Raw genomic sequence first — 18,253 nt, 5'->3', positions numbered from 1 at the left:
GCGGACCCGATACGTCGGATCCGCCCGGCGCCGTGCTGTGCGGACCCGGCGGCAGCGGCTCGGTGGCGGCGCTCGGCCGGCTCCCGGGAGCGGGCCGGGAGCCGGGCGGCGGGCCGGGCGGCGGCCGCCGGGTCCGTCACCGTTCGCCCGCCTCCGTCATCGCCGGGATGGCCGAGATCGCGGTGAAGGCCTGCTCGTGGGTGCGGGCACGGGCCCGGTCGCGGGTGAAGATCTCCCGGGCGACGGTGGCCAGCGCGGCGCCGGGCGCCTGCAGATCGAGGCGGCTGGCACGGGCGACCTCCCCGCTCCACTCGGCCGGCACCGCCGACGCGCCGCGCAGGGCGCCGACGAGCGCGCCGCTCATCGTGGCGATGGAGTCGCAGTCGCGGCCGTAGTTGACCGAGCCGAGGACGGTGGACCGGAAGTCGCCGCCACCGGTCAGCAACATGCCGAGCGCGATGGGGAGTTCCTCGACGGCGTGCAGCCGGGAGGGGCGCCGGGCGCCGAGCGACGGATTGCGGTAGTCCGGGCCCACCGTGTCGAAGGGCGCGACCGCCGCACGCAGCCCCACCAGCGCCGACTCGGGGCCGGTGAGCGACGACGCGGCCTCGCAGACCGCCTCGATCGCGGCGCGGGTGCCGTCCTTGGCCAGCCGCAGCGCCTGGACGACGACCGAGGACGGGGTGGCGTCCGGCATGAACGCGGCGGCCACGGCAGCGGCGAACACCCCCGCCGCCTCCCGCCCGTACGAGGACTGATGGGCCCCGGAGATGTCCAGCGCCTCGGCGTACGCCCGGTCCGGGTTGCCGGCGTTGACGATGCCGGTCGGTGCCATGTACATCGCCGCACCGCAGTTGACGATGTTTCCGACGCCCGCCTCGCGCGGATCCGCGTGCCCGTAGTGCAGCCGCGCCACGATCCACTTCTCGGCGAGGAAGATCCGTTGCAGCGGCAGTGCCTCGGCCTCCAGCTCCGGGATCCAGCGCGGGGTGCCGATCAGATCCGGTACCAGGTGGTCGGCGATGTCATAGGCGTCGAGGTGATCGCGCACCGTCTCGTAGACCCGCACCAGCGCATGGGTCATCAAGGTGTCGTCGGTGACGTGTCCGTCGCCCTTGTGGTACGGCGCGATCGGACGGGCGGTGCGCCAGTCGTCGTGGAACGGTCCGACGATGCCCCCGACCGGGCCGCCGTGCCGCTTGACGATCTCCTCCGGTGACCAGCCCTCCACCGGCCCGGCGAGCGCATCGCCGACGGCGGCGCCGACCAGGCAGCCGGTCGCCCGGTCCTCCAGGGACGGCGGGGCGGGGACGGCGGGGGGCACCGGACCCGGGGGCACCGGCTTCGCGACCGGGGTGACGGAGATGGCCGGCAGGACCTGGGTGGTCTGGGCGGCCGGTGTGGCGGCGGCGCCCGGGGTCACGGCCGGTGTCTGCTCGCTTGCGTAGGTCATGTGCGGGTGAGTCCTTCCACGGTGGGGGTGGGGGAGGGCCGGCAGGGCGCCGGGCACGGCCTCCGGGAGGGCCGGCGGGTCGGCCGCTCCCGCGCCTTCGGGGGCGGTCAGCTCCGTACGGGCGAGCAGCCCGGCCGGCCCGACGAGATCGGTGCCGGCCGGGCGGGGCGGCGCACACCCGGACAGCACCCGGCAGGCGTCGCGCCACCCCCGGCGGCGGATCTGCGAGGGCTTCCTGTTCCCCGCAGGGGCGCCGGGCGCGTCGCCTCTCCGCAGGGGCGCCGGGCGCATCGCCGACGGCGAGGCCGGGCATCGCGCCGCGGGCCCGGTCGCGCCCACCGTCCCGCGCCGCGGCGGGGGGCGGCCGGGTCCGCGGGCGGAGGGTGCACTGCGCTCATGGTGCGTGCCGTTCTGTCGTACGGGCCGGACCGCCGCCCGGGACCGCGGGGCGCCGGCCGGTTCGGGCCGCTGCGCTGTATCCGTGCCACGCGGCGGCCCGGCTCTCCTGTCCCGGACGGCAGGGTCACCCGGTCGACTCCCCCGGACGGCACGGGCGACGGCGCTCCCGAGGGGCCCGGAAGGCTGTGTGACCCGGATCTCATCACCGACCGCGCGGAAAAACCGCAGGTCAGCGGGGTAAGTTCGGCCTTCCTTGCTAGCGGCGGAGGGTAAAGGGCGCATAACTTCGAGGTGTTGGAGGGGGAAGTGCCGCCATCGGCCCACACCTCGTTGCAGGGAGTAGGTACCGATATGTCCGTCATGGAGATCATGGATGCCGCGGCGCCGACGCATGTGGCGCACCGTGACAACCACACCCACCGCGATGTCAACGGCGGCTGGCTGCGCCCCGCCGTCTTCGGTGCGATGGACGGGCTGGTCTCGAACCTCGCCCTGATGACGGGTGTCGCCGGCGGTGCGCTGTCGCAGCAGACGATCATCATCACCGGCCTCGCGGGCCTGGCCGCCGGTGCGTTCTCGATGGCCGCGGGGGAGTACACCTCGGTGGCCTCGCAGCGTGAGCTGGTGCAGGCCGAGCTGGACATCGAGCGGTCCGAGCTGCGCAAGCACCCGAAGGACGAGCTGGCGGAGCTGGCGGCCCTCTACGAGTCGCGCGGGGTCGAGCCGGCCCTCGCCCGGCAGGTCGCCGAGCAGCTCTCCCGGGACCCGGAGCAGGCCCTGGAGATCCATGCCCGCGAGGAATTGGGCATCGACCCCTCCGACCTTCCTTCGCCCGCCGTTGCCGCGGTTTCCTCCTTCGGGTCGTTTGCGCTGGGCGCGCTGCTGCCCGTCCTTCCCTATCTGCTGGGGGCGTCCGCGATCTGGCCTGCGCTGCTGCTCGCGCTGGTCGGACTCTTTGCCTGCGGTGCGGTCGTGGCGCGCGTGACGGCGCGCTCCTGGTGGTTCAGCGGGCTGCGCCAACTGGCTCTCGGCGGCGCCGCGGCGGGTGTGACCTACGCCCTGGGAGCGCTGTTCGGAACCGTCGTAGGGTGACGGGTCATACGGGTGACTGCATAATTACCGCGTTACCCAGCGGTTTCGTTTTGTCGACGACCGGGCATAAGGCCCAGGCGTCGCGGGCAATGTCGCTCGCCGAACGCCGCCTTGTGGGACGGCCCGGATTCCGTCCGCGTACTGACTCACCGCACTTGCGGTGTCCGCATGTTGGAATCCCCTTTTCGCTTTTCGAGAAGGGGGCCATCCTGTAACCTGCACGAAATTTCGCGGAGGGCCAACGTCGTCCCTCGGCAATGCCTATGCCACGACGACGTATGGGAGAGCCGATGCGCTTCGCGTCCACGCACTCCGCGACCGCCAGCAGCGCCAGCAGCGCCGCGTGGTCGCCCATGGACGGGCGCCCTGCCCAGCAGGGGATGTACGACCCGCGTAATGAGCACGACGCCTGCGGTGTCGGCTTTGTGGCCACCCTCACCGGCGAGGCCAGCCACGCACTGGTCGAGCAGGCGCTCACCGTCCTGACGAATCTGGAGCACCGCGGTGCCACCGGCTCGGAGCCCGACTCGGGTGACGGCGCCGGCATCCTGCTCCAGGTGCCGGACGCGTTCCTCCGCGAGAACGTCACCTTCGAGCTTCCCGAGGCCGGCGCCTACGCCGTCGGCATCGCCTTCCTGCCGTCCGATGCCCAGGAAGCGGCCGACGCCGTCTCGCGCATCGAGACGATCGCCGGCGAAGAAGGTCTGGACGTCATCGGCTGGCGGGTGGTCCCGGTCGCCCCGCAGCTGCTGGGCAACGGCGCCCGCGCCACCATGCCCGCCTTCTCCCAGATCTTCGTGGGCGACGGCAAGAACACCGGGCTGGCGCTGGACCGCAAGGCCTTCGCGCTGCGCAAGCGCGCCGAGCGGGAGGCCGGGGTCTACTTCCCCTCGCTGTCCGCCCGGACGATTGTCTACAAGGGCATGCTGACCACCGGCCAGCTGGAGCCCTTCTTCCCGGACCTGTCCGACCGCCGCTTCGCCACCGCCATCGCGCTGGTGCACTCGCGGTTCTCCACCAACACCTTCCCGAGCTGGCCGCTGGCCCACCCGTACCGCTTCGTCGCGCACAACGGCGAGATCAACACGGTCAAGGGCAACCGCAACTGGATGCGTGCCCGCGAGTCCCAGCTCGCCTCGAAGCTCTTCGGCGCGGACAACGCCGAGCAGCTGGACCGGCTGTTCCCGGTCTGCACCCCGGACGCCTCCGACTCCGCCTCCTTCGACGAGGTCCTGGAGCTGCTCCATCTCGGCGGCCGGTCGCTGCCGCACTCCGTGCTGATGATGGTCCCCGAGGCGTGGGAGAACTCCCCCTCCATGGACCCGGCCCGGCGGGCCTTCTACCAGTACCACTCCACGATGATGGAGCCCTGGGACGGCCCGGCCTGCGTCACCTTCACCGACGGCACCCAGGTCGGCGCGGTCCTCGACCGCAACGGTCTGCGCCCCGGCCGCTACTGGGTCACCGACGACGGCCTGGTCGTGCTCTCCTCCGAGGTCGGCGTCCTGGACATCGACCCCGCCAAGGTCGTCCGCAAGGGCCGCCTGCAGCCCGGCCGGATGTTCCTCGTGGACACCGCCGAGGGCCGCATCATCGAGGACGACGAGATCAAGGCGCAGCTCGCCGCCGAGCAGCCCTACCAGGAGTGGCTGGACTCCGGCCTGATCGAGCTCGCCGACCTGCCCGAGCGCGAGCACATCGTGCACACCCATGCCTCGGTCACCCGCCGCCAGCAGACCTTCGGCTACACCGAGGAAGAGCTGCGCGTCATCCTCGCCCCGATGGCCAAGGCCGGCGCCGAGCCGATCGGCTCGATGGGCACCGACTCACCGATCGCCGCGCTCTCCGAGCGCCCCCGGCTGCTCTTCGACTACTTCACCCAGCTCTTCGCGCAGGTCACCAACCCGCCGCTGGACGCCATCCGCGAGGAGCTCGTCACCTCGCTGATCTCCTCCCTCGGCCCCCAGGGCAACGTCCTGGAGCCGACCCCGTCCTCCTGCCGCAGCGTGACCCTGCCCTTCCCGGTCATCGACAACGACGAGCTGGCCAAGCTCGTGCACATCAACGCCGACGGCGACATGCCCGGCATGAAGGCCGTGACCCTCTCCGGCCTCTACCGGGTCTCCGGCGGCGGCGAGTCGCTGGCCGCCCGGATCGAGGAGATCTGCGCCGAGGCCGACGCCGCCATCGACGACGGCGCCCGGCTGATCGTGCTCTCCGACCGCCACTCCGACGCCGAGCACGCGCCGATCCCGTCGCTGCTGCTCACCGCCGCGGTCCACCATCACCTCATCGGCACCAAGGAGCGCACCCAGGTCGGTCTGCTCGTCGAGGCCGGCGATGTGCGCGAGGTGCACCATGTCGCGCTGCTCATCGGCTTCGGTGCCGCGGCCGTCAACCCGTACCTGGCCATGGAGTCCGTCGAGGACCTGGTCCGGGCCGGCACGTTCCTGCCCGGCCTGGAGGCCGAGGCCGCCATCAAGAACCTCATCAAGGCGCTCGGCAAGGGCGTCCTGAAGGTCATGTCCAAGATGGGCATCTCGACCGTCGCCTCCTACCGGGGCGCACAGGTCTTCGAGGCCGTCGGCCTGGACGAGACGTTCGTCGAGAAGTACTTCCACGGCACCGCCACCAAGATCGGCGGCGCCGGCCTGGACGTCATCGCCAAGGAGGTCGCGGCGCGGCACGCCAAGGCCTACCCGGCCTCCGGCATCGCCGCCACGCACCGCGCGCTGGAGATCGGCGGCGAGTACCAGTGGCGCCGCGAGGGCGAGCCGCACCTCTTCGACCCGGACACCGTCTTCCGGCTCCAGCACTCCACCCGCTCGCGCCGCTACGACATCTTCAAGCAGTACACGCAGCGGGTGAACGAGCAGTCCGAGCGGCTGATGACGCTGCGCGGTCTGTTCTCCTTCGCCGCCGAGCGCCCCTCGGTCCCGATCGAGGAGGTCGAGCCGGCGTCCGAGATCGTCAAGCGCTTCTCCACCGGCGCCATGTCGTACGGCTCCATCTCCCAGGAGGCGCACGAGACGCTGGCCATCGCCATGAACCAGCTGGGCGGCAAGTCCAACACCGGCGAGGGCGGCGAGGACCCGGACCGTCTCTACGACCCGGCGCGCCGCTCCGCCATCAAGCAGGTCGCCTCCGGCCGCTTCGGTGTGACGTCCGAGTACCTGGTCAACTCCGACGACATCCAGATCAAGATGGCGCAGGGCGCCAAGCCCGGCGAGGGCGGCCAGCTGCCCGGCCACAAGGTCTACCCGTGGGTCGCCAAGACCCGGCACTCCACCCCGGGCGTCGGCCTGATCTCCCCGCCGCCGCACCACGACATCTACTCCATCGAGGACCTGGCCCAGCTGATCCACGACCTCAAGAACGCCAACCCGGCCGCCCGCATCCACGTGAAGCTGGTCTCCGAGGTCGGCGTGGGCACGGTCGCCGCGGGGGTCTCCAAGGCACACGCGGACGTGGTCCTGATCTCCGGCCACGACGGCGGTACGGGTGCCTCCCCGCTCACCTCGCTCAAGCACGCGGGCGGCCCCTGGGAGCTGGGCCTGGCCGAGACCCAGCAGACCCTGCTGCTCAACGGCCTGCGCGACCGGATCGTGGTGCAGACCGACGGTCAGCTCAAGACCGGCCGCGATGTCGTCATCGCCGCCCTGCTGGGCGCCGAGGAGTACGGCTTCGCGACCGCCCCGCTGGTCGTCTCCGGCTGCGTCATGATGCGCGTCTGCCACCTGGACACCTGCCCGGTCGGCATCGCCACCCAGAACCCGACGCTGCGCGAGCGCTTCAGCGGCAAGGCCGAGTACGTCGTCAACTTCTTCCAGTTCATCGCGGAAGAGGTCCGTGAGCTGCTGGCCGAGCTGGGCTTCCGCAGCCTCGACGAGGCCATCGGCCACGCCGAGCTGCTGAACACCTCCCGCGCCGTGAACCACTGGAAGGCGCAGGGCCTGGACCTGGCCCCGCTGCTGCACGTCCCCGAGCTGACCGAAGCTGCCGTCCGCCACCAGGTCATCGAGCAGGACCACGGCCTGGAGAAGGCGCTCGACAACGAGCTGATCAAGCTCGCCGCCGATGCGCTGGCCGCGGACACCGCCGAGGACGCCCAGCCGGTCCGGGCGCAGATCGCGATCCGCAACATCAACCGGACCGTCGGCACCATGCTCGGCCACGAGGTCACCAAGAAGTTCGGTGGCGCCGGCCTGCCCGACGACACCATCGACATCACCTTCACCGGCTCGGCCGGCCAGTCCTTCGGCGCGTTCCTGCCGCGCGGCATCACGCTGCGCCTGGAGGGCGACGCCAACGACTACGTCGGCAAGGGCCTGTCGGGCGGCCGGGTCGTCGTCCGCCCGGACCGCGGCGCGGACCATCTCGCCGAGTACTCCACCATCGCCGGCAACACCCTCGCCTACGGCGCCACCGGCGGCGAGCTGTTCCTGCGCGGCCGGGTCGGCGAACGCTTCTGCGTCCGCAACTCCGGTGCCACGGTGGTCTCCGAGGGCGTCGGCGACCACGGCTGCGAGTACATGACCGGCGGCCACGCCGTCATCCTGGGCGAGACCGGCCGCAACTTCGCGGCGGGCATGTCCGGCGGTATGGCGTACGTCATCGACCTCGACCCGCACCACGTCAACCGCGAACTGGCCGACGCGGTCACCACGCTGGACGACACCGACAAGCAGTGGCTGCACGACGTCGTGCGCCGCCACCAGGAGGAGACCGGCTCCACCGTCGCCGAGAAGCTCCTTGCCGACTGGGACACGGCCGCCGCCCGCTTCAGCAAGGTCGTCCCGGCCACTTTCCAGGCAGTGCTCGCCGCCAAGGACGCCGCCGAGCGAGCCGGACTCTCCGAGTCCGAGACCCACGAGAAGATGATGGAGGCGGCGACCAATGGCTGACCCCAAGGGCTTCCTGAACCACGAGCGCGAGATCGCCAAGACCCGCCCCGTCGAGGAGCGCGTCAAGGACTGGAACGAGGTCTACCAGCCCGGCTCCCTGCTGCCGATCATCAGCAAGCAGGCCTCGCGCTGTATGGACTGCGGTATCCCGTTCTGCCACAACGGCTGCCCGCTCGGAAACCTCATCCCCGAGTGGAACGACTACGCCTACCGCGAGGACTGGACCGGGGCCAGCGAGCGGCTGCACGCGACCAACAACTTCCCGGAGTTCACCGGCCGGCTGTGCCCCGCGCCCTGTGAGGCCGCCTGTGTGCTGGGCATCAACCAGCCGCCGGTGACCATCAAGAACGTCGAGGTCTCCATCATCGACAAGGCGTGGGACAACGGGGACGTCACCCCGCAGCCGCCCGAGCGCCTGTCCGGCAAGACCGTCGCCGTCATCGGTTCGGGCCCGGCGGGGCTCGCCGCCGCCCAGCAGCTGACCCGGGCCGGCCACACCGTCGCCGTCTACGAGCGCGCGGACCGTATCGGGGGTCTCCTCCGCTACGGCATCCCCGAGTTCAAGATGGAAAAGCGCCACATCAACCGCCGTATCGAGCAGATGCGCGCGGAGGGCACCAAGTTCCGTACCGAGGTGGAGATCGGCCGCGACCTCGACGCCAAGAAGCTGCGCAAGCGCTACGACGCCGTGGTCATCGCCGCCGGTGCCACCACCTCCCGCGACCTGCCGGTGGCCGGCCGCGAGCTGAACGGCATCCACTTCGCGATGGAGTACCTCCCGCTCGCCAACAAGGTGCAGGAGGGCGACCTGACCGTCGCCCCGATCACCGCCGAGGGCAAGCACGTGGTCGTCATCGGCGGTGGCGACACCGGCGCGGACTGCGTCGGCACCGCGCACCGCCAGGGCGCGGCCTCCGTCACCCAGCTGGAGATCATGGGCAAGCCGGGCGACGAGCGGAACCCGAACCAGCCGTGGCCGACCTTCCCGATGCTCTACAAGGTCACCTCCGCGCACGAGGAGGGCGGTGAGCGGCTCTACTCCGTCTCCACCACCCACTTCGAGGGTGACGAGGACGGCAACGTCCAGTGGCTGCACCTGACCGAGGTGGAGTTCAAGGACGGCCGCCCGGAGCCGAAGCCGGGCACCGAGCGGAAGATCCCGGCCCAGCTGGTCACCCTCGCCATGGGCTTCACCGGCACCGACCGGGAGAACGGCCTGGTCGAGCAGTTCGGCCTGGAGCTCGACGAACGCGGCAACATCGCCCGTGACGCGGACTTCGCCACCAACGTCCCCGGTGTGTATGCCGCCGGTGACGCCGGCCGCGGCCAGTCGCTGATCGTGTGGGCGATCGCCGAGGGCCGTTCCGCGGCCAAGGGCGTGGACCGCTTCCTGACCGGAGTCAGCGCCCTGCCGGCTCCCATCAAGCCGACGGATCGTGCACTGACCGTGTGACCGACCGTCCACCGGATGTCCCGTACAACGTCGTACGGCGGCATGGGGTACGGGGGCAACCCCGGACCTCATAACGCGGCGCCTGTCCCCTCCCCCGACCGGAGGGCAGGCGCCGCGGGTCTTTGCCGCAGGCTGCCCGGTCCACCGGACCGGCTCCGGCTCCCCGGGCGCCTTACGAGCCGCCGCGTGCGGCGGGGAAGCGCCGCCCCAACTGCCGCGCCAGCTCCCGGGCGGGCGCCGGCACGGCCTGCGGCGGGGGAGTGCCGGGCGGCCGGAAATCGTGCACCGGCGGCTGCCAGGCCCCCAGGTCGATCCGCCGGTCGCCCAGCGGCAGCACCCACCGCGGATCGGCATGCACCCGAAGCACCTGCGCCTCGATCTGCGTCCATGCCCCGTCCGTGACCGTCCGCTCCCCGAGCCGACGGGCCTCCAGCTGCACCGGACAGTGCACCAGCCGTGGCGGCCGCACCAGTTCGGACGGCTCCGTCCACGGCGCGTCCCAGGACGGAGCCGTCCACGGCGCGTCCGCGGAGCCGGGCAGGGCGCTCCCGCTCTCCTCGGCCCCCGTCCCGCCCGGCGGCAGATTGAAGACCACGTCCGGGCGCACCGCGAGATTCTGCGCGGTGCGGCCGCGGGCCGGCAGCCAGACGCTGACGACCGGTCCGAGCTCCCACCGGATACGCAGCTCGACCAGGACGAAGGTCCCGTCGTCGTTCTCCGTGGACAGCAGCGCCGGGGTGACCGAACTGCTCTTCTCCAGCGCGCCGTTCATGGTCCCGAGGATAGAAGCCGGATGGTTCGGTGCTCACCGAAATGTTATCAGAGGCTACTCTGTGTACATGAAACGATGGGACGCCGATCAGGAAAGTGCCGCGGAGACCCCCGACCTGGCCGCCCTCGCGGCGCTGCTCGCGGACCGCACCCGTGCCGCCATCTGTATGGCCCTGCTCGACGGCGGTGCGTGGACCGCCGGCGAACTGGCCGAATACGCCGCGGTGGCGCCGTCCACCACCACCGAGCACCTCAATCTCCTGGTCTCCGGCGGTCTGCTCGCCGAGGAGCGCCAGGGGCGGCGGCGCTACGTACGCCTGGCCGGACCGGAGACCGCGGAAACCCTGGAGAACCTCGCGGGCCTGGCCCCCTACCGCCGGGTCCCGGTCCGCTCCCTGGCCGAGGCCGCCCACCGCAGGGCCCTGCACCACGCCCGCACGTGCTACGACCACATCGCCGGTGTCCTCGGTGTCGCCATCGCCGAGGCGATGACCGAACGCGGCCTGCTGGGGCGGGATTACGGTCCGGTGCTGACGGGCGCCGGCGCCACCTGGCTGACCGCCCTCGGCATCCCCGACGCCGACCCCTCGGCCGCCCACCGGGCCCATGTCCGCACCTGCCTCGACTGGACGGTGCGCCGCCGCCATCTCTCCGGCGCGGTCGGTGCCGCCCTCTACCGGCATGCCCTGGAGCGGGGCTGGATCGCCAAGGCCGCCGCCACCCGCATCCTCACCGTCACCGCGGAAGGCCGTACGGCGTTCCGCGCGCAGCTCGGCCTGCCCGACGAGGCACTCTTCCCCTCCCTGGCCTTCTCCGCGCCCCGCGCCTGAGCGTCCCGGGGCGCGCTCAGGCCTCGCCGACCTGGCCGATCCGGTCGTCGCCGAGCTTGCGCTGGGTGTCCTGGAGCAGGATCCGCAGCAGACCGGCGAGCTGCTCCTGCTGCCCGGGGGTCAGGCCGTCGATCAACTCGGCCTCGCGGCACAGTACTTGGTCGACGGTGGCCTCGACCAGCTCATGGCCGGCCGGGGTCAGTTCGACCAGTACCGTCCGTGAACGGCCCTCGCCGGGACGCCGGGTGACCAGCCCCTCGCGCTCGGCGCGGGCCACCCGCTGGGAGACCGCACCCGCGGTGACCATGGAGCGGCGGCCGAGCTCCCGGGTGGTCAGGGTGTACGGCTCGCCACTGCGGCGCAGCACGCTGAGCAGGTCGAGGGTGGCCGGGTCCATCCCGGCGCGGGCCAGCACCCGGCGCCGGTCGTCGCCCAGCAGCTTCGCCAGCTGCCAGATCGGCGTCACGATCCCGATCGACGAGACCGGGGTGCCGGGGCGTTCGCGTTCCCAGGCGGCGGCGATCTCCTCGACGGGGTAGGAGGGGGCGCGGGCCGCCGGGTGGCCACAGTCGTCCCTCGCCTCGGAATCTCTTGCCACGGGTCCTCCCGGGAGTGTTATGTTCAGCTCTAAATTTAGACCTGAACATGATGGACGGAGCTCAGCATATGTCACGCACCATCCTGGTCACCGGCGGCGGAACCGGCATCGGACGCGCCGTCGCCCGGCACTTCGCGGGCGCCGGCGACAAGGTCATCGTCACCGGCCGGCGCCCCGGGCCGCTCGCGGAAACCGCGGCCGGCCACCCCACCGTCCGCCCGCTGGTGTGCGACCACACCGATCCCGGGGCACTCACCGCGCTACTGGCCGAACTCCCGGAGCGGATCGACATCCTGGTCAACAATGCCGGCGGCAACGCCGACCTCGGCACCGACCTCGACACGGCTGGAGCCACCGGCCTGGCGGCCTACGCCCGGGACTTCCGCGCCAACCTCGACGCCAACCTGGTCAGCGCCGCGCTGACCACCAAGGCGCTGGACGGCCGGCTGGCGGCCGGTGGCGCGGTGGTCCACATCGGATCGATCGCCGCCGACCAGGGCGCCGGCTCCTACGGGGCGGCCAAGGCCGGCCTCGCCTCCTGGAACGTGGAGCTGTCCCGGGTCCTCGGCCCCCGCGACATCACCGCCAACGTCGTAGCGCCCGGCTATATCGCCGGCACCGATTTCTTCCGGGACCAGCTCACCGACGAGCGCCGCGACCGCCTGGTGGCCGCCTCGGCGCTGGGCCGCCCAGGGGCCCCGGACGACATCGCGGGGACCGTGGCCTTCCTGGCCTCCCCGGCGGCCCGGCACCTCACCGGGCAGGTGCTGAATGTCAACGGCGGTACGCGCAGCACCCGTTGACGGTCGGCCGGCCGGCGGCGGGGGCGGCCGGAGTGCCGGGCTGCAGGCTGCGTTCCCGGCGGCCGGGGCGGGTCAGGCGTCGCCGTCCTGCGCGAGCCGGGCCGGGAAACCGCCGGTCGCGACCGGGCCCCAGCGCAGCGGTGTCACCCGGATCAGCGACTTGCCCTGCTTGCGCATCGCCTCCCGGTACTCGTCCCAGTCCGGGTGCTCCCCGGCGATGTTGCGGTAGTACTCGACGAGCGGCTCGACCGAATCCGGGGCGTCGATAACCTCGGCCTCGCCGTCGATCTGCACCCACGGACCGTTCCATTCGTCGGACAGCACGAGGACGCTGACCGACGAGACCCGGCGGGCATTACGGACCTTGGCGCGTTCCGGATACGTGGACATGACCAGCCGTCCGGAGTCGTCCACCCCGCAGGTCAGCGGTGAGCCCTGCGGGGTGCCGTCGCTGCGGCGGGTGAGCAGGATCGCGCGGTGGCGGGGGCGGACGAACTCCAGCAGTTCGGGCAGCTCGACACGGGTGTTGCGGGCGATGGAAGGGCTCATACCGCGAGCCTAGACGAGCAGGTCCCGCTGTCCCTTCGTCCGCCGGCGGGGCGGGCCGGAAGGGACAGCGGAGCTACTCGTCCGGGGGAGTGCGCCCGTAATCGTGAACCGATGACGGTGCACGGTGGACCGCTGACCGCTGACCGCTGACCGCTGACCGCTGACCGCTGACCGCTGACCGCTGACCGCTGACCGCGAACGGTGCACGGTGCACGGCGAAGCCGCGAACGGCGCAGTGGATGCGCCGTCGCGCCGCGTGCGGCCGGTCAGCCCTTGAGGAGTTGCTTGCCGGTCGCCGCGTCCACGACCTTGCGGCCGTCCAGCGCGCTCTTGAGGTGCACCGTCACCTTGTCGGTGGCCAGCTGCTCGGTGCACATCCCCTGGGCGCTCTTCCGCTTGCCCCAGCCGGTGATCACGACAAGGCCCTTCGCCTCATGGCTGCGCGCACCGAAGTGGACATCACAGGCGCTGTGCCCGACGGTGACCGTGATCTCCCGTGCCCCCGTGTTCTTGGGGCGCTCCGCGGCGACCAGCGGCAGCAGCGCCTGCTGCCGGCCGTGGACCGGGGAGACCTTCGGCCAGTCCCGCACTATCTGGTCCGCCCGCTGCTCGAACGCGTCCTGCTTCTTCGGCGGAGCCGCGGGGGCCACCTTCTGCTGGTTCTGGCCACAGCCGGACAGGGCGACGGCGCCGGCCGCCGTCAGCGCGAGCAGGGCGGTGAGGGTAGGGGTGCGGGAGAGGTGGGATCCTCGCATGACATGCCTCCTTGTGTCACGGATGGGACGTGGCAGGCACAAGACAGGTTCCGGCCGCTTTCCGCGGAGGCCGCCGGGGCCCGGGCCAGGCGCTCCGCCGCCCGGTCCGCCCACGGCGTAACACCGGCGGCCCCCGATCGCCCGCCCGCTAGCGTCCGGGCCATGGACACCCTCACCGAGGTCACCCCCACCATCTGGCAACTCCCCTTCCCCGTCGGGCACGTGTATGTCGTCGCCCTCCCCGACGACGGCTATGCGGTGGTCGACACCGGCATCCCCGGCTCGGCCCCCGCCATCCTCGGCGCACTCGCCCGGCTCGGCGGCCGGCCGCAACAGCTGCGGCAGATCGTGCTCACCCACTGCCACCTGGACCACATGGGCTCCGCCGCCGACCTCGCCGCCGCCACCGGAGCCCGCGTCCTGGCCGGTGCCCTGGACGCCCCGTACATCCGCGGCACCGCCCCCGAACCCGCGCCGGCGTTCACCCCCGCGGAACGGTCGCTGCACGAAGGGATCATGGCCGATCTGGCGGCCGCCGGGCTCCCGCCGCTGCGCCATGCCGAGGTCGATACCGTCCTGCACGACGGGGACACCCTCGACGGCTGGGGGGAACCGGTGCGGGTGCTGCACGTCCCCGGCCACACGCCCGGCGGGATCGCCCTGCACCTCCCCGCCGGCCGGGTGCTCTTCCCCGGCGACATCATCGGCACCGCCCCCGACGGCAGCCGCGCCGTCCTCGGCCCGGTCAATGTCGCACGCGAGGAGGCCGTGGCATCCTTCCGCCGGCTCGCCGCCCTCGACGACGTCGACACGGTGTGCGTACCCCACGGCATCCCCCTCCGTACCGGAGCACGGGAGGTACTGGCCGCGGCCACACCGGAGAAGGACTGGCTGTGAGGGAGAGAACGGCGGGCGCGGCGGCCGGGACGGACCGTGTCGGCGGGGGCGGCCGGCAGCACGATGGGTAATCTCGCGCGGGTGCGGCCCGGCCCGGAGAACCGGGCCGGGAACATCGGCGGGCGCAGAGCGCGGACCGAGGAGAGGCACGGGCATGCAGCTGCACACCCATGAATGGGGCACCGGCGAACGGACCGCGGTGCTGGTCCACGGGCTGATGTCCGATCACCGCACCTGGCACCGCGTCGGTCCGGCGCTCGCCGGCCGGGGCTATCGCGTCATCGCCGTCGATCTGCGCGGCCACGGCCGCAGCCCGCGCGGCGAGTACAGCACCGAGCTGTTCGCCGAGGACCTCGTGGAGACCCTGCCCGCCGCCCCCGAGGTCGTCATCGGGCATTCGCTGGGCGGCCTGGCGCTGTCCCTCGCCGCGGAGCGGCTGCAGCCGCGGCGGGCCGTCTACAGCGATCCGGCGTGGTCGTTCCCCCGGTTCCAGGAGCCCGTCGACCCGGCCCTGTTCATCACGTTCAAGAGGGGCGACCGGGCGATGCTGCGGACCTTCAATCCGCGCTGGAGCGACGCCGATCTCGACCTCGAACTGGCCACGGTCGCGGACTGGGACACCGCTACCGCCCTTGCGCTGTCCGCCGTGCACCGGCTCGACCATGTGCCCCCCGAGCCGGTCGTGCCGTCGCTGGTGCAGTTCGCGGGGGAGGGGTTCCTCTTCTCCGAGCAGGCGGCGGCCGAGCTGACCGGCCGCGGCTTCGAGGTCCGTACGGTGCACGGCGTCGGACACACCATCCACCGCGACGACTTCGACGCCTTCATGGCGGGGCTGGAGGGGTGGGTCTAGGTGCAATACCGCTTACTTACGGCGCACTCCAAGCCCCTGACCTGCGGCGATGCCCTCGTCGCAGGCCGCCAAAGGCCAGCTGAGTAAGCGGTATTGGGGCTAGGTGTGCTGTCCGGAGAGCACACCGGGGGCTCCTCTTCAGGGTCCCGCCGTTCGCCCGCAGGGCGGGCCGGACGCCGGGCGGGCCGGACGCCGGGCGGCAGACGGGACTTCGACGCCAGGCCCCGGGCCCGGCCGCCGGCTGCCCGTCCCTCACGTATCGCAGTCCAGCAGCGTCTTGCACAGCCCGCAGCGGGCCTGGAGCCGGCCGCGGACCGGGACGCGGATGCGCTGGTGGCAGGCGGGGCAGGGGAACGACACCCGCAGGGGCGACGGGCCCTCGAAGGCGTAGTCGCCGGTGGCGGGCGGCCGGCCGGCGCGCCGCGGATCCTGGGCCGCCCGGCGGTCCTTGGCGTAGCGCAGCCGGGCGGCCCAGCCGGCGGCGGCGAGCGGTGGCCGGCGCGCGTCCCGGCGGGCCCGCGCCGCGCCCGCCGTGTACGCGTCGTACGCCTGCGGGCTGGTGAACCACGGTGCCGGGTCCTCGCCGAAGAACCCGGCCCGCTTGGCGAGGACATAGCCGAACTCCTCCGGCGTCAGATAGCCGAGCTTCTGCGAGAACGGGCCGTGCTCGCGGTAGGCGTCCAGCAGCAGCCAGCCCGCGCCGAGATAAGCGGCGGCGGTGTCGGTGAGGATCTCGTTGTCGCGGGTGCCGGGGAACGACAGGTCCAGACGGTGCAGCGCAACATGCGTCACCTCATGGGCCAGCGCGGCACCGATGTCCTTGCGGTGTTTCCTGAAGCGGTCGTTGAGCTCGATGAAGTACTCGGGCCCCGCGGTGAGTTCGACGGCCGCGGCGTGTTCCATCTCGCGGAAGGTGATGACCACCCGGGCGTCCGGCAGATGCAGTTGGCGGACCATGGCGCGGGCGATCCGCTGGGCCCCCAGATGCAGGTCCTCGGTCTCGTCGAAGGCCACGTCGACCGGCAGCACGCTGGTGTCGAAGGTGCTCACCGTGTCGTACGACATGCGGGTGAAGAGCGCACGGACGGCCGCGCGCACCGTGTCGAGATGAGGGTATCCGCGCTCGATCTCACTGCCGCCCGTGGTCACCCCGCCACTGTACGGGGGGCCGGGAACGTCCGGTATGGGCCGTACGGGGCCCGTGTGGCGGGGGAGTTGGCCGGATGCACACCCTTGTCACTGTGATCGGCCGTTCCACATAATCACAGGGCGCTCCACGGACTCATCCCCCACTGGGTCCGGACGCCTTACGGCGTGCTGCCGCCCTCCACGCACCTTCCGCGGCGGCCACGTCCGGCTCCGGTGTTGGCATGGGCCCGTCATAGACGTGCAACCCCCCACGAAAGGAAGCCCGTTGCGCAGCTACCGGAAGCACTTCAGAAGAGCCACTGCCGCCGGCGCGGTCGCCCTGGCCGCCTTCAGCCTCCAGCCCGGCTCGGCCTCGGCGGCCCCCTCCCCGGCCCCGTCCGGCTCCGTCCACACCAAAGTCGTCGGCGGCACCAAGGCCGGCCAGGGGGAATTCCCCTTCATGGTCCGGCTGTCGATGGGCTGTGGCGGCGCGCTGTACGCCAAGGACATCGTGCTCACCGCGGCGCACTGCGTCGACGGCAGCGGAGCGAACACCTCCATCACGGCCACCGCGGGCGTCGCCGACCTGCAGGACTCGCACGCCGTCAAGGTGAACTCCACCCAGGTGCTGCAGGCCCCCGGCTACAACGGCAAGGGCAAGGACTGGGCGCTCATCAAGCTCGCCAAGCCCATCGACCAGCCCACGCTGAAGATCGCCGAGGACGACAAGCTCAACAACGGCGACTTCACCATCGCCGGCTGGGGCGCCGACAAGGAAGGCGGCGACCAGCAGCGCTACCTCCTCAAGGCGACCGTGCCGTTCGTCGACGACGCCACCTGCCAGAAGGCCTACGGTGACCAGCTGACACCGGGCGACGAGATCTGCGCCGGCAAGCTGGACACCGGCGGCGTCGACACCTGCCAGGGCGACTCCGGCGGCCCGATGTTCCGCAAGGATGACGGCGGGCAGTGGCTCCAGGTCGGCATCGTCTCCTGGGGCGAGGGCTGCGCACGGCCCGGCAAGCCCGGTGTCTACAGCGAGGTGAGCACCTTCGCCGCGGACATCAAGAAGGCCGCGGGCGAACTCGGCGGCTGACCGCCACGCACGCGAGACGAAGGGCCCGGGGAGCCGCCCGCTCCCCGGGTCCTTCGCCGGGCCCGAAGTCCCGGACCTCGGTCCCTTCGCCGTACGGCCGTTGGTCCGTCCGCCCCGGGACCAAGCTCGTGCCTTCGGCCGGGCCTTGGGCCGTTACGGATGACCGGACGACCTATGGGCGCCACCGCGGCGGCTTCCTACCGTGAACTGCATGACCACCGAGCGCCGCACCCGCCCCCTGGCACGCGACCGCGACCTCGACCGCGACCACGACCGCGATCGCGACTACTACCGCGATCGCGACTACGACCACCGTGCGACGGTCCTTGCCGCACTGCTCCTCGCCGCCTCCGCCGCGACCCTCGCCTATGTGCTGCTCGGGGGCCATCACGGCCCCGTCGAGCTGCCGGCCGACGTCTCCTCGAACGCGGCCCGGAGCTGATCCGCACGCACCCCGGCGCCGGTCCACCGGACCGCCCCGGCCACCGGCGGCGGTCCGCGCGCACCGCCGGCCTGCCGGACGGGTGCGGGCCCGTGCCCCCGAGGGCGCCGAGGAGGGAAGACATACCGATGGCTCCTCGCGGGCCCCGCGGCGGAGGATGGCGGGGAATTCACCGCCGTACTGCCCCTCGACGGCGGGGCGGCGGCCTGACGCCGCCCGCTCACGGGGGCCCA

At 72.2% G+C, this 18,253-nt stretch carries 15 protein-coding genes; 9 read left to right on the top strand and 6 right to left on the bottom strand.

Features of this window, described 5'->3' with window-relative positions:
- Nucleotides 1-136: 136 nt before the first annotated feature.
- Entirely contained in the window at nucleotides 137-1,453 is a 1,317-nt protein-coding gene (locus ACWGJY_RS07250; RefSeq protein WP_453259848.1) for an ADP-ribosylglycohydrolase family protein, read from the bottom strand.
- A gap of 759 nt (nucleotides 1,454-2,212) precedes the next feature.
- Here ACWGJY_RS07250 and ACWGJY_RS07245 point away from each other — a divergent pair.
- The 3 genes from ACWGJY_RS07245 (at nucleotide 2,213) to ACWGJY_RS07235 (ending at nucleotide 9,301) form a co-directional block, all read left to right on the top strand.
- A complete protein-coding gene (locus ACWGJY_RS07245) occupies nucleotides 2,213-2,944 on the top strand; it encodes a VIT1/CCC1 transporter family protein (RefSeq protein WP_453259847.1) in 732 nt (243 codons plus the stop codon).
- A 290-nt stretch (nucleotides 2,945-3,234) separates the two neighbouring features.
- Nucleotides 3,235-7,848: a glutamate synthase large subunit gene (gltB, locus tag ACWGJY_RS07240; protein ID WP_453259783.1), complete on the top strand. Its 4,614-nt coding sequence runs from the start codon at nucleotides 3,235-3,237 to the stop codon at nucleotides 7,846-7,848.
- The gene (locus ACWGJY_RS07235) at nucleotides 7,841-9,301 is read left to right on the top strand and encodes a glutamate synthase subunit beta (RefSeq protein ID WP_453259782.1); all 1,461 of its coding nucleotides are present in this window, start codon (nucleotides 7,841-7,843) and stop codon (nucleotides 9,299-9,301) included. The genes gltB and ACWGJY_RS07235 overlap by 8 nt, the downstream gene beginning before the upstream one ends.
- A gap of 172 nt (nucleotides 9,302-9,473) precedes the next feature.
- On the opposite strand, the gene ACWGJY_RS07230 is transcribed toward ACWGJY_RS07235, so the two are convergent.
- Nucleotides 9,474-10,073: a hypothetical protein gene (locus ACWGJY_RS07230; protein WP_453259781.1), complete on the bottom strand. Its 600-nt coding sequence runs from the start codon at nucleotides 10,071-10,073 to the stop codon at nucleotides 9,474-9,476.
- 67 nt (nucleotides 10,074-10,140) lie between these two features.
- Between ACWGJY_RS07230 and ACWGJY_RS07225 the strand changes: the two genes are divergently transcribed.
- On the top strand, nucleotides 10,141-10,902 hold the full coding sequence (locus ACWGJY_RS07225) for an ArsR/SmtB family transcription factor (protein WP_453259780.1): 762 nt from the start codon (nucleotides 10,141-10,143) through the stop codon (nucleotides 10,900-10,902).
- Nucleotides 10,903-10,918: 16 nt separating this feature from the next.
- Here ACWGJY_RS07225 and ACWGJY_RS07220 read toward each other — a convergent pair whose 3' ends face one another.
- Nucleotides 10,919-11,500: a MarR family winged helix-turn-helix transcriptional regulator gene (locus ACWGJY_RS07220; protein WP_453259779.1), complete on the bottom strand. Its 582-nt coding sequence runs from the start codon at nucleotides 11,498-11,500 to the stop codon at nucleotides 10,919-10,921.
- 68 nt (nucleotides 11,501-11,568) lie between these two features.
- Here ACWGJY_RS07220 and ACWGJY_RS07215 point away from each other — a divergent pair, with 68 nt between their 5' ends.
- Nucleotides 11,569-12,303: an SDR family NAD(P)-dependent oxidoreductase gene (locus ACWGJY_RS07215; RefSeq protein ID WP_453259778.1), complete on the top strand. Its 735-nt coding sequence runs from the start codon at nucleotides 11,569-11,571 to the stop codon at nucleotides 12,301-12,303.
- Nucleotides 12,304-12,375: 72 nt separating this feature from the next.
- Here the strand turns inward: ACWGJY_RS07215 and ACWGJY_RS07210 are convergent, their stop codons facing one another.
- Nucleotides 12,376-12,852: a PPOX class F420-dependent oxidoreductase gene (locus ACWGJY_RS07210; protein ID WP_453259777.1), complete on the bottom strand. Its 477-nt coding sequence runs from the start codon at nucleotides 12,850-12,852 to the stop codon at nucleotides 12,376-12,378.
- Nucleotides 12,853-13,118: 266 nt separating this feature from the next.
- Nucleotides 13,119-13,607: a hypothetical protein gene (locus ACWGJY_RS07205; protein WP_453259776.1), complete on the bottom strand. Its 489-nt coding sequence runs from the start codon at nucleotides 13,605-13,607 to the stop codon at nucleotides 13,119-13,121.
- 162 nt (nucleotides 13,608-13,769) lie between these two features.
- Here ACWGJY_RS07205 and ACWGJY_RS07200 point away from each other — a divergent pair, with 162 nt between their 5' ends.
- Both ACWGJY_RS07200 and ACWGJY_RS07195 read left to right on the top strand, forming a co-directional pair.
- The gene (locus ACWGJY_RS07200; protein WP_453259775.1) at nucleotides 13,770-14,504 is read left to right on the top strand and encodes an MBL fold metallo-hydrolase; all 735 of its coding nucleotides are present in this window, start codon (nucleotides 13,770-13,772) and stop codon (nucleotides 14,502-14,504) included.
- 154 nt (nucleotides 14,505-14,658) lie between these two features.
- Nucleotides 14,659-15,354 carry an alpha/beta fold hydrolase gene (locus ACWGJY_RS07195; RefSeq protein ID WP_453259774.1) on the top strand — a complete coding sequence of 232 codons (696 nt, stop codon included), beginning with the start codon at nucleotides 14,659-14,661 and terminating at the stop codon, nucleotides 15,352-15,354.
- Nucleotides 15,355-15,606: 252 nt separating this feature from the next.
- Here ACWGJY_RS07195 and ACWGJY_RS07190 read toward each other — a convergent pair whose 3' ends face one another.
- Nucleotides 15,607-16,503 (bottom strand): hypothetical protein, encoded by an 897-nt coding sequence (locus tag ACWGJY_RS07190; RefSeq protein ID WP_453259773.1) that lies wholly within the window; start codon nucleotides 16,501-16,503, stop codon nucleotides 15,607-15,609.
- 265 nt (nucleotides 16,504-16,768) lie between these two features.
- Between ACWGJY_RS07190 and ACWGJY_RS07185 the strand changes: the two genes are divergently transcribed.
- A complete protein-coding gene (locus ACWGJY_RS07185) occupies nucleotides 16,769-17,578 on the top strand; it encodes a S1 family peptidase (protein WP_453259772.1) in 810 nt (269 codons plus the stop codon).
- A gap of 211 nt (nucleotides 17,579-17,789) precedes the next feature.
- Nucleotides 17,790-18,020: a hypothetical protein gene (locus tag ACWGJY_RS07180; RefSeq protein ID WP_453259771.1), complete on the top strand. Its 231-nt coding sequence runs from the start codon at nucleotides 17,790-17,792 to the stop codon at nucleotides 18,018-18,020.
- Nucleotides 18,021-18,253: the final 233 nt, after the last annotated feature.

The organism is Streptomyces sp. NPDC054765, from assembly GCF_053612065.1.
The sequence above is the reverse complement of the archived record's forward strand: the minus strand, read 5'-3'. Positions and strand labels throughout refer to the sequence as shown.

Bases quoted from the DNA above. Each gene is read 5' to 3' on its own strand.
- ACWGJY_RS07195 (WP_453259774.1), top strand. From the start codon at position 14,659: ATGCAGCTGCACACCCATGAATGGGGCACCGGCGAACGGACCGCGGTG.
- ACWGJY_RS07230 (WP_453259781.1), bottom strand. From the start codon at position 10,073: ATGAACGGCGCGCTGGAGAAGAGCAGTTCGGTCACCCCGGCGCTGCTG.
- ACWGJY_RS07245 (WP_453259847.1), top strand. From the start codon at position 2,213: ATGGAGATCATGGATGCCGCGGCGCCGACGCATGTGGCGCACCGTGAC.
- ACWGJY_RS07235 (WP_453259782.1), top strand. From the start codon at position 7,841: ATGGCTGACCCCAAGGGCTTCCTGAACCACGAGCGCGAGATCGCCAAG.
- ACWGJY_RS07200 (WP_453259775.1), top strand. From the start codon at position 13,770: ATGGACACCCTCACCGAGGTCACCCCCACCATCTGGCAACTCCCCTTC.
- ACWGJY_RS07215 (WP_453259778.1), top strand. From the start codon at position 11,569: ATGTCACGCACCATCCTGGTCACCGGCGGCGGAACCGGCATCGGACGC.
- ACWGJY_RS07205 (WP_453259776.1), bottom strand. From the start codon at position 13,607: ATGCGAGGATCCCACCTCTCCCGCACCCCTACCCTCACCGCCCTGCTC.
- gltB (WP_453259783.1), top strand. From the start codon at position 3,235: ATGCGCTTCGCGTCCACGCACTCCGCGACCGCCAGCAGCGCCAGCAGC.
- ACWGJY_RS07250 (WP_453259848.1), bottom strand. From the start codon at position 1,453: ATGACCTACGCAAGCGAGCAGACACCGGCCGTGACCCCGGGCGCCGCC.
- ACWGJY_RS07180 (WP_453259771.1), top strand. From the start codon at position 17,790: ATGACCACCGAGCGCCGCACCCGCCCCCTGGCACGCGACCGCGACCTC.
- ACWGJY_RS07210 (WP_453259777.1), bottom strand. From the start codon at position 12,852: ATGAGCCCTTCCATCGCCCGCAACACCCGTGTCGAGCTGCCCGAACTG.
- ACWGJY_RS07225 (WP_453259780.1), top strand. From the start codon at position 10,141: ATGAAACGATGGGACGCCGATCAGGAAAGTGCCGCGGAGACCCCCGAC.